We start from the raw sequence: 8,014 nt of genomic DNA, 5'->3' as shown, positions 1-8,014 counted from the left end.
GTAGATCTGCGTGGTCGACAGGCTGGCATGGCCGAGCAGTTCCTGGATGGTGCGCAGGTCGCCGCCGCGGCCGAGCAGATGCGTGGCGAAGGAATGGCGCAAGGCGTGCGGCGTTGCGGTGTCCGGCAGGTTGAGCGCCGAGCGCAGCTTGGCCATCTCGCGCTGGACGATGGCCGGGTTGAGCGGGCCGCCGCGCGCGCCGCGAAACAACAGCCCCTTGGGGTCGAGATGGTAGGGGCACAGCCGGCGGTATTCGGCAACCGCCTTGAGCGCCACCGGCAGCACCGGCACCAACCGCGTCTTGCCACCCTTACCGGTGACGCGCAGCACCGTATCGGCCTCCGACGCCAGTTCGGCGCCGGCAAGGCCGAGCGCCTCGGAAATGCGCAGGCCCGAGCCGTAGAGCAGCGTCAGCACGGCGGCGTTGCGGGCGGCGATCCAGGGTTCGTCCGCCAATTGACCCTCGACGGAAACGACATGTTTTGCGTCACTGGCCGTCAGCGGTTTCGGCAGTGACTTTGGTTGGCGAGGCGCGCGCAGGGCCGCCGCGCCCGCTGCGTTGGCGAGACCACGCCGTTCCAGAAAGCGCAAGAGTGAGCGAATGCCGGCCAGCCCCCGGCCGAGCGTGCGGGCGCCTGCGCCTTCGTTGCGGCGGGCGGCGAGAAAGCCGCGCAGGTCGGCCGGGCGCAGATCGGCGATGTCGGCTATGCCGGGCGGGCCGCCATTATGACCCGTCAGAAAATGCAGGAACTGCCTAGTGTCGCGCTCGTAGGCTTCCACCGTCTCGGGCGACAGCCGACGTTCTCGCGCGAGCATCTTGAGCCAGCTTTCGCGCGCCGCCTGGAGGTCGGGCTTTGCCGGGATAAGGAATTCCTGCATGGCGTCGTTCCGGTTCGCCGTCATTTTCCGGCAGCCGGGTTAGGAAGCGGTGAAGAGGCGTCATTGAAATGACAATCCGGTGGGGCTAGGAGTCGACCGGCGGCAAGTCAAAACCGTGGTGATTGGCCAAACGGGGTATCCGCAAATAGAGAGTTGCAGGAACGAAACCCGTGAGCCTTTCTGAACTGCCGTGGGTTTGATCACCGTAACGAATGGATCCTCGGGTCTGCGCAGTCGCTTCGCGCCTGCTCCGCCCGTGGATGACGAAGGTAAAAGCGCGCCATGAGCAAGCCCCAGAACCCCGTCCAGATGGCCGTGATCGGCGCCGCTCACGGCATCAAGGGCGAATTGCGCGTCAAAACCTTTACCGGCGATCCGCTGGCGCTCGCCGATTACGGGCCGCTTTACGCAAGGGACGGCCGCGCCTTCCAGATCATCGACATAAGGCCCGCCAACGCCGTGGTCGTGGTGCGCTTCAAGGGTGTCAGTGACCGCAACGCGGCCGAGGCGCTGGCCGGCACGGAGCTGTTCGTCGATCGCTCCATGCTGCCCGATGACGGCGAGGAGGACGAATTCTATCATGCCGACCTGATCGGTCTGGAGGTTCGGGACGATACGGGAGCCGTCCTTGGCAAGGTAGTCGCCGTGCACAATTTCGGCGGCGGCGACATCCTCGATGTGACGCTGGCCGGACGCAAGGGCGTGTTGATCCCGTTCACGCAGGCCGCTGTGCCCGAAGTGTCCATCGCCAAGGGTTTTGTGCGCGTCAACCAGGCGGCGGCCGGACTGGTCGAGGACGAGGACGGCGAAGCGCCGCGCGAGGAAGGCTTCGACCCGAAGGGCAGGCCGCGCGGCCCGAGGGACGCCGGGGGCAACCGGTGAGCTTCTCCGCCTCCGTGCTTACGCTCTACCCGGAAATGTTTCCGGGTCTGCTTGGCCTGTCGCTGGCCGGGCGGGCGCTGGAGGCGGGTACATGGTCGCTGCAAGCGATCCAGATCCGCGACTTCGCAACCGACCGCCACCGCACTGTCGACGACACGCCGGCCGGCGGCGGCGCCGGCATGGTGATGCGCGCCGATGTCTTGGCCAGGGCGATCGACCATGCCTCGCCCGAAGGCGATTTGCGGCCACGGTTGCTGATGAGCCCGCGTGGAAAGCCGCTGACGCAGGCGCGCGTGCGCGAACTGGCCGCCGGGCCGGGCGCCGTCATCCTGTGCGGCCGCTTCGAAGGCATCGACCAGCGGGTGATCGACGCGCGAGGATTGGAGGAAGTCTCGGTCGGAGACTTCATTCTGTCCGGTGGCGAGCCGGCGGCGCTTGTGCTGCTCGACGCGGTCGTGCGGCTGCTGCCCGGCGTCATGGGCAATGCCGTGTCGGGTGAAGAAGAGAGCTTTGAAAACGGCCTACTCGAACACCCGCATTACACGCGGCCGCAGGATTTCGAGGGCCGGCCCATTCCCGAGGTGCTGACCTCGGGCAACCACGGCAAGATCGCAGCGTGGCGGCGGGCAGAGTCGGAGAAGCTGACGCGGGAACGGCGGCCGGACTTGCTCGGCTCTCCTCAGCCCTTGGCGAAATAGTAGAAAGCCAGGAACAGCCCGACCGCGACGACGAAGCCGCGCACGGCATTCTGCGGCACGCGCTTGGCGATCCACACGCCGGCATAGCCGCCCAACGCGCCGCCGGGGATCATGATGATCGCTTGCGGCCAGGCGACGACGCCACCCGAGACGAAGACGACGATGGCGACCGCTGCGATGACCATGGCCAGCATGTTTTTCAGCGCGTTCAGGCGGTGGTAGTCGCCGGCCTGGGTCAGGCCGAGCGTCGCCAGCATCATCACGCCCATGCCGGCCCCGAAGAAGCCGCCATAGATGGCCGTGACGAACTGCGCCAGCGAGCCGGCCAATGAGCCCACGGAAGCCTCATGCCCCGGCTTGGGTGCGGGCTTCAGCCACGGCCCGGCGGCGAACAGCGCCGTCGCGGCCAGCAGCAGCCACGGCACCAGGACGCGAAATGACGGATTGTCCAGCGCCAGCAGGATAAGCGCGCCGGCCAGTGCGCCGAGCGCCGATATCAGGCAGAGCAGCAGGGCGCCACGCCAGAAATGGCGGATGTCGTCCCGGTAGGCCAGCGTCGAGGTGATGTAGCCGGGAAATTGCGTCACCGAGGAGGTGGCGTTGGCGACGATCGGCGGCAGGCCGACCAAGGTCATGGCACCGAACGTGATGAAGGTGCCGCCGCCCGCGACCGCATTGGCGGCGCCGGAAAGAAAACCCGCCATGAATAGCAGGACCGCGTCGAAAAAGGACATGAGGATGCCGCCCGAGAACTATGGTTGCCTCGCCTTAGGCAGCTTGAAGGGCCCTTGCAACCCGGCAGTGGACAGATACGATGGTGCACGCGAGCAAAAAAGACGCGGCCAAGACGTGACAAAGCGTCGAAATAGCTGTATGTGCCCGCCGAACCGGGAGAAATCTGCCGGACCCGTCAACAATGGCGGTGTAGTCGCCCCTGCCCGATGTTTTCGAACAAAGGGCATAGCCGAGCGGTCATTGGAACTGCAAGGCGAGCGCCGGGCGCTCTGACTGTCGGAAGAACAAGAAGTGGATTATTGAGATGGATCTCATCCGTCAGCTCGAGGCCGAACAGGCCGCCAAGATCGAAGCCAAGCGCAAGCTTCCCGAATTCCAGCCCGGCGACACCGTGCGCGTCCAGGTCCGCGTGACCGAAGGCACCCGCACCCGCGTCCAGGCCTATGAAGGCGTCGTCATCGCCCGCGCCGGTTCGGGCTTCCAGGAAAATTTCACTGTCCGCAAGATCTCCTACGGCGAAGGCGTCGAGCGCGTCTTCCCGGTGTTTTCGCCAATGGTCGAAGGCGTCGAGATCGTGCGTCGCGGCAAGGTGCGTCGTGCCAAGCTCTATTACCTGCGCGACCGTCGCGGCAAGTCGGCCCGTATTTCGGAGAACACCGGCGTGCGCGCCCGCAAGCTCAATGATGAGGAGCGCGACGCGCTGAACGCCGAGAAGGCGCGCATCGAGGCCGAGAAGGTTGCCGCCGCGCAGGCGCTGGCCGCCGAGACGGCCGCCAAGGAAGCCGCCGAGAAGAAGGCCGCCGACGAGGCCGCCAAGGCTGCGGAAGCCGCCGCCGCCGAATAAAGGCTTTGGACAGACATTCTGAAAAAGGCGGCTTCGGCCGCCTTTTTTCGTTTCGGAGCCCGCCTTTTGCCAAATGCGGGCTTCCAAAGCGGGATTGATTTCTATAATACTGTACACTAATTAATCGTGTACAAACTAATTTTGGAGACTTGATATGACCGCACTCTATTCGACCCAGGCTCGTGCCGTCGGCGGCCGCGCCGGCCACGTCCAGACCGATGACGGCCTGCTCAGCCTTGATCTCGCAATGCCGAAGGAGCTTGGCGGCAAGGGTGGCGCCACCAATCCCGAACAGCTTTTCGCCGCCGGCTATGCCGCTTGCTTCGAAAGCGCCATGCGGTTTCTCGCCGGCAAGCAGAAACTGCCGCTGCGCGATGCCTCGGTGACGGCCACTGTCAGCCTCCATCCCAACGGTCAGGGCGGTTTCCTGCTCGGCGTGTCCCTGGCGGCCGAGACGAAAGGTCTTGATCAGGCGGCCGCCGAAGCGCTTGTATCGGCAGCGCACCAGATCTGCCCCTACTCCAACGCAACCAGGGGCAATATCGAGGTGGCGATTTCGGCAAAGGCGACATGACGGCGAAAACCAAAGACACGGCCAACCAGGTCCCGGCGGGTGACGCCGGGACAAGCGCGGTCCCAAGGCTCAGCGACCAGCTCTGCTTCGCGCTCTATTCGGCGAGCGGATTGATGACGAAGCTCTACCGGCCGTTGCTCGATCCGCTTGGCCTGACCTATCCGCAATATCTGGCCATGCTGGCGCTGTGGGAGCGCGCGCCGAGCACGGTGGGCGAGCTCGGCGAGGCGCTGGGCCTCGATTCGGCGACGCTGACGCCGCTGCTCAAGCGGCTCGAGGCCGGCGGCCTGGTTACGCGCCGGCGCGATCCTGCCGACGAGCGCCGCGTGCTGGTCGAGCCGACAGCCAAGGGCCAAGCCTTGCGCGAGCGCGCCAGGGACATCCCCGCCGCCATGCTCTGCAGCATGCCGCTCGACCCAGCCGAGTTGAAGTCGCTGCATGGCACGCTGACCCGCTTCGTCGCCGGGCTGCGCGAGGCCGATGCCGGAGCGCCGCAGCGCGGCTGATCGGCCACGGCAAGGATCGTTTCCCAAAATCCCGGCCGAAAGTATCTATTTGCGTTTTTCGCCAGCCGTGGCGCAGCGGAGCGTCTTGCATGGCGCTTGCGGAGAGCTAAAGTCGGCGCCGGATTTCCTTTGCAAGCCCGGCCCATGTCCGGGCGCTTTCACTTCCGGGGAGTGTGTCATGACAAAATCGAAACTGCTGCTGGCCGGCCTGCTTGCCGTCATGCTTGCGCCCGTTGCCGCCTTCGCCCAGGCGCTGCCCGATCTCGGCGGCAAGAAGGTGGTGGTGGTGACGGAAAACGCCTATCCGCCGCTGCAGTTCATCGATGCCAAGACCGGAAAACAGATCGGCTGGGAATATGACGCGATGAACGAGATCGCCAAGCGGCTGAATTTCACCGTCGAGTACCAGAACACGTCCTGGGACGCGATGATCCAGGCGGTTTCCGACAACCAGTACAACATCGGCATGACCGGCATCACCATCAAGGACGACCGCAAGCAGAAGGTGGATTTCTCTGACCCCTATATGCGCTCGGAACAGTTCATGTTGGTGCGCGGCGACGAGAGCCGCTTCACCGACGCCAAGACCTTCGGCGCCTTCAAGGACGGGCTGATCGGCGCGCAGGCCGGCACGACGCCCTTCTACACCGCTGTCTACAGCGTGCTGGACGGCAATGAGCAGAACCCGCGCATAAAGCTGTTCGAGACGTTCGGTGCCACCGTGCAGGCGCTGAAGACTGGCGACGTCGATGTGGTGCTCACGGACGGCACTGCGGGCAAGGGCTATGTCGACGCTTCCGAGGGCAAGCTGAAGCTGATCGGCGGCCCGCTCGGCACCGAGGATTTCGGCTTCATCTTTCCCAAGGGCTCCGACCTGGTGAAGCCTGTCAACGCCGCGATCGCCGCGCTCAAGGCCGACGGCACGTTCGATGCGCTGAACAAGAAATGGTTTCTTGATTACAAGATGGGGCAGTAGTTCGTCTTGATGCGGGCGGTGCGCGTGCGGGAACTCGCGCTGAGTTTGCGCTTGAACGCCCCCCTCTGCCCTGCCGGGCATCTCCCCCTCAAGGGGGGAGATTGGCAGCTTGGCCTTCGTCCCACATGCAGCATCGATGAAGATTGGCGAAGGCCGATGAGACATCTGATCTCCCCCCTTGAGGGGGAGAGGTCCGGCAGGACAGAGGGGGGCGCCTTGGCGCCTGCCTTGCGCACTATGCACCTCGCCGGCCACGCCTGATGGCCCCCCCACCATCCTCCGTCAAACCTGAATTCCCCTGGTGGCTGGCCGCCGCCCTTGTCCTTGCCTTGGCCGCCGCGCTCGCCATCGCCGCCAGCGATCTTTATGCCCAGGTCTTCGCCACTGTCGCCAAGGGCATCGGCGTCACCGTCTTCGTCACCATTGTCGCCTTCGCGCTGGCCTCAATCATCGGCCTCGGCATCGCGCTGATGGGATTGTCGGGTTCGCAGTGGCTGCGGCAGATCGCGCGTTTCTATGTCGAGATCATCCGTGGCGTACCGATCCTGGTGCTTTTGTTCTGGATCGCGTTTGCCGGCGCACCGGCTTTCGTCGCAGCCTGGAACGCGCTGACCGCGCCGCTGCAGAGCACCGGCTATCTCGGCGAGTTGCAGGTGCGCGACGTCTCGCTCTTGTGGCGCGCCGTCATGGCGCTGACCATCGGCTATTCCGCCTTCATCTCCGAAGTGTTCCGGGCCGGCATCCAGGCGGTCGAGAAGGGCCAGATCGAAGCGGCCAAGGCGCTCGGGCTCACGCGGGCGCAACGTTTCCGGCTCATCGTCTTTCCGCAGGCGATCCGTACCATCCTGCCGCCGCTCGGCAATGACTTCGTCGCCCTGGTCAAGGATTCCTCGCTGGTCTCGGTGCTCGGTGTCGCCGACATCACGCAGATGGGCAAGGTCTATGCCGCCGGTTCCTTCCGCTTCTTCGAGACCTATTCGATAACAGCCTACATCTATCTTATCCTGACCGTCGGCTTGTCTTTGGCGCTCCGGGCGCTGGAACGGCGGTTGCGCCGCCAGCATCAGGAATAGTGTTTCGGCAAGGACGGCGTTACGCTCCGGTTGCGCACTGGAGGAGGAGCATGCCCATGAACGTCGACAAGGCCAATGCTGCGCTGGATTCGGTCTATACGGCCGATACGCCCGAAACCCTGGCGCAGGCCTATGCCGCATGGGCCGCGACTTATGACAGCGAGACCGCCTCGCTCGGTTATCTCCTGCCGTTCCTCATCACCGCCTGGGTGGCGCGCCACGTGCCTGCGGGCGAAGGGCCGCTGCTCGACGCCGGCTGCGGCACTGGCCTGTCCGGGCCGTCGCTGAAGGCGCTGGGCTACGGCGATATCGCCGGGCTCGACCTGTCGGACGACATGCTGAAGATCGCCGGCAGCCGCAACGCCTATGGCGAGCTGAAGCAGGCAATGCTGGGCGGCCCGCTGCCCTGGCCCGACGGCCATTTCCGCGCCTTCTTCTCGACCGGCGTGTTCACCATCAGCCATGCGCCGGCTTCCGGCCTGCACGAACTGGTGCGCATCACGAAGAAAGGCGGCCACGCCATCTTCACCGTGCGCGACCAGGTGTTCGAGAGCGGTGGTTTCCAGGCCGTCTTCGACGAGCTGGAACGCACGGGAAAATGGCGGCTGATGGAGCAAAGCCCGTGGTTCCGCTGCTATGCGATTGCCGAGCCGGATGCGCTGGTGAAGACGTTTGTCTTCGAGGTGCTTTGAACCGCGGGTCCGCCAAGCTTGGTGCGCATCCCCCGGAGGCGTGGACGCGAGGACGAGGAACCCAGGTCCCGCGCAGCCACCGCCAATTGCCGAAAAGCCAAAACATTGCTATCTACCCCGCCATGGAAGAGCTTTTTGGCGATCCGGCCTACAAG

The 8,014-nt window shown here is 65.0% G+C and carries 10 protein-coding genes; 8 read left to right on the top strand and 2 right to left on the bottom strand.

Annotation, left to right across the window (positions count from 1 at the left end; translation table 11 throughout):
- Positions 1 to 879: tyrosine recombinase XerC (locus tag FJ986_RS08330; protein ID WP_140673930.1), on the bottom strand; the 879-nt coding region annotated here is incomplete at its 3' end.
- Between the two features lie 282 nt (positions 880 to 1,161).
- Between FJ986_RS08330 and rimM the strand changes: the two genes are divergently transcribed.
- On the top strand, positions 1,162 to 1,761 hold the full coding sequence (rimM, locus tag FJ986_RS08325; protein ID WP_140559273.1) for a ribosome maturation factor RimM: 600 nt from the start codon (positions 1,162 to 1,164) through the stop codon (positions 1,759 to 1,761).
- Positions 1,758 to 2,459, top strand: coding sequence for a tRNA (guanosine(37)-N1)-methyltransferase TrmD (gene trmD / locus FJ986_RS08320; protein WP_140559272.1), 702 nt, complete (start codon positions 1,758 to 1,760; stop codon positions 2,457 to 2,459). The genes rimM and trmD overlap by 4 nt, the downstream gene beginning before the upstream one ends.
- Here the strand turns inward: trmD and FJ986_RS08315 are convergent.
- Positions 2,441 to 3,193: a sulfite exporter TauE/SafE family protein gene (locus FJ986_RS08315; RefSeq protein WP_140559271.1), complete on the bottom strand. Its 753-nt coding sequence runs from the start codon at positions 3,191 to 3,193 to the stop codon at positions 2,441 to 2,443. The two genes, trmD and FJ986_RS08315, sit on opposite strands and share 19 nt — an antisense overlap.
- Positions 3,194 to 3,498: 305 nt before the next feature.
- Here FJ986_RS08315 and rplS point away from each other — a divergent pair, with 305 nt between their 5' ends.
- The 6 genes from rplS to FJ986_RS08280 all read left to right on the top strand — a co-directional run bounded on the left by rplS (position 3,499) and on the right by FJ986_RS08280 (position 7,859).
- On the top strand, positions 3,499 to 4,038 hold the full coding sequence (gene rplS, locus FJ986_RS08310; protein ID WP_140492749.1) for a 50S ribosomal protein L19: 540 nt from the start codon (positions 3,499 to 3,501) through the stop codon (positions 4,036 to 4,038).
- Positions 4,039 to 4,192: 154 nt separating this feature from the next.
- Entirely contained in the window at positions 4,193 to 4,612 is a 420-nt protein-coding gene (locus FJ986_RS08305) for an organic hydroperoxide resistance protein (RefSeq protein WP_140492746.1), read from the top strand.
- A complete protein-coding gene (locus tag FJ986_RS08300; protein WP_140518092.1) occupies positions 4,609 to 5,118 on the top strand; it encodes a MarR family transcriptional regulator in 510 nt (169 codons plus the stop codon). Before FJ986_RS08305 ends, FJ986_RS08300 begins: the two co-directional genes overlap by 4 nt.
- A 178-nt stretch (positions 5,119 to 5,296) precedes the next feature.
- On the top strand, positions 5,297 to 6,094 hold the full coding sequence (locus FJ986_RS08295) for a transporter substrate-binding domain-containing protein (RefSeq protein WP_140492740.1): 798 nt from the start codon (positions 5,297 to 5,299) through the stop codon (positions 6,092 to 6,094).
- A 260-nt stretch (positions 6,095 to 6,354) separates the two neighbouring features.
- Positions 6,355 to 7,167: an amino acid ABC transporter permease gene (locus FJ986_RS08285; protein ID WP_140492737.1), complete on the top strand. Its 813-nt coding sequence runs from the start codon at positions 6,355 to 6,357 to the stop codon at positions 7,165 to 7,167.
- 56 nt (positions 7,168 to 7,223) lie between these two features.
- Positions 7,224 to 7,859: a class I SAM-dependent methyltransferase gene (locus FJ986_RS08280; protein ID WP_140524674.1), complete on the top strand. Its 636-nt coding sequence runs from the start codon at positions 7,224 to 7,226 to the stop codon at positions 7,857 to 7,859.
- Positions 7,860 to 8,014: the final 155 nt, after the last annotated feature.

The organism is Mesorhizobium sp. B1-1-1, from assembly GCF_006442955.1.
In the GTDB taxonomy this organism is placed as follows: domain Bacteria; phylum Pseudomonadota; class Alphaproteobacteria; order Rhizobiales; family Rhizobiaceae; genus Mesorhizobium.
Note: the sequence above shows the minus strand (reverse complement) of the source record. Positions and strands in the feature narration are given on the sequence as shown.

Coding starts and splice junctions, on each gene's coding strand:
- rimM (WP_140559273.1), top strand. CDS start 1,162: ATGAGCAAGCCCCAGAACCCCGTCCAGATGGCCGTGATCGGCGCCGCT.
- FJ986_RS08315 (WP_140559271.1), bottom strand. CDS start 3,193: ATGTCCTTTTTCGACGCGGTCCTGCTATTCATGGCGGGTTTTCTTTCC.
- rplS (WP_140492749.1), top strand. CDS start 3,499: ATGGATCTCATCCGTCAGCTCGAGGCCGAACAGGCCGCCAAGATCGAA.
- FJ986_RS08305 (WP_140492746.1), top strand. CDS start 4,193: ATGACCGCACTCTATTCGACCCAGGCTCGTGCCGTCGGCGGCCGCGCC.
- FJ986_RS08300 (WP_140518092.1), top strand. CDS start 4,609: ATGACGGCGAAAACCAAAGACACGGCCAACCAGGTCCCGGCGGGTGAC.
- FJ986_RS08295 (WP_140492740.1), top strand. CDS start 5,297: ATGACAAAATCGAAACTGCTGCTGGCCGGCCTGCTTGCCGTCATGCTT.
- FJ986_RS08285 (WP_140492737.1), top strand. CDS start 6,355: ATGGCCCCCCCACCATCCTCCGTCAAACCTGAATTCCCCTGGTGGCTG.
- FJ986_RS08280 (WP_140524674.1), top strand. CDS start 7,224: ATGAACGTCGACAAGGCCAATGCTGCGCTGGATTCGGTCTATACGGCC.